A 1,112-nucleotide genomic window follows, 5' to 3' on the forward strand; every position below is an offset into this window, starting at 1 on the left:
GGCGCGGGCGCGCCGCGCAGGCGTGCGCCCGGCACGGCGTCGCGCGTCAGTTCGTAGACGGTCTGCCCGCGCAGCCGGAACGCCTGCGTCACGTACGTGAAGTTCTCCGAATGGCCGGCGAACAGCAGCCCGCCCGGCTTCACCAGCGGCTCGAAGCGCGCGAGCACCTGCCCCTGCGTCGGCTTGTCGAAGTAGATCATCACGTTGCGGCAGAAGATCGCGTCGAACGGCTTCGCGATCCCGTAGTCCGCATCGGTCAGGTTCAACTGCTCGAAGCGGATCATCGCGCGCAGTTCGGGGCGCACCTTCACGCGGCCCGCCTGCGCGCCCGTGCCCTTCAGGAAGAAGCGCTTGAGCCGCTCCGGCGACAGGTGCTTGACCTGGTCGTACGTGTAGATGCCGGCCTCGGCCTTCGCGAGCACCTGCGTGTCGAGGTCGGTCGCGAGGATCGACGCGCCGCGCGCCGCCGATTCGCCGAGCGCCTCGATCAGCGTAATCGCGATCGAATACGGCTCCTCGCCGGTCGATGCGGCCGAGCACCACACCGACACCGGCGCCGCGCGCCCCTTCACGAACTCCGCGAGGATCGGGAAATGGTGCGACTCGCGGAAGAACGCGGTCAGGTTGGTCGTCAGCGCGTTGGTGAACGCCTCCCATTCGACCGGATCGTTTTCCTGTTCGAGCTGGTCGAGGTAGTCGCGAAACGTGTCGAGACCGCGCGCGCGCAGCCGGCGCGCAAGGCGGCTGTACGCCATGTCGCGCTTGTGCTCGGACAGCGAGATGCCCGCGCGGCGGTGGATCAGCGCGCGGATGCGCGCGAAATCCGCGCCCGTGAACGCGAAGTCGCGCCCCGGCTCGCCCGCGCGTGGCGAGGCATCCGGTGCATCGGGTCGAAACGGCGCGCGCGCGGGCTGCATGGCTTAGAAGGTCTCCCAGTCGTCGTCGGATGTGCCGGCCGCAGCCAGCGCCGGCTTCTCGCCGTGCAGCGCCGGACGCAGCAGCGCGGGCTTCGCGGCCGGCGCAGGTGCGGCGGCCGTCTTCGCGAGGCGCGGCCCGTAGCCGCCGGCGGATGCGGTGCCGCGGCCGGCCGGCGCCTCCTTCGCGGCCGCGGT

At 71.2% G+C, this 1,112-nt stretch carries 2 protein-coding genes; both read right to left on the reverse strand.

The window, feature by feature from the left end; genetic code table 11:
• A partial coding sequence (locus BST28156_RS34505) for a CheR family methyltransferase (protein WP_174904582.1) occupies positions 1–917 on the reverse strand: 917 nt, incomplete at its 3' end.
• 3 nt (positions 918–920) lie between these two features.
• Positions 921–1,112: hypothetical protein (locus BST28156_RS34510; protein WP_174904583.1), on the reverse strand; the 192-nt coding region annotated here is incomplete at its 5' end.

It is taken from the genome of Burkholderia pseudomultivorans, from assembly GCF_902499075.1.
Taxonomy (GTDB): domain Bacteria; phylum Pseudomonadota; class Gammaproteobacteria; order Burkholderiales; family Burkholderiaceae; genus Burkholderia; species Burkholderia pseudomultivorans.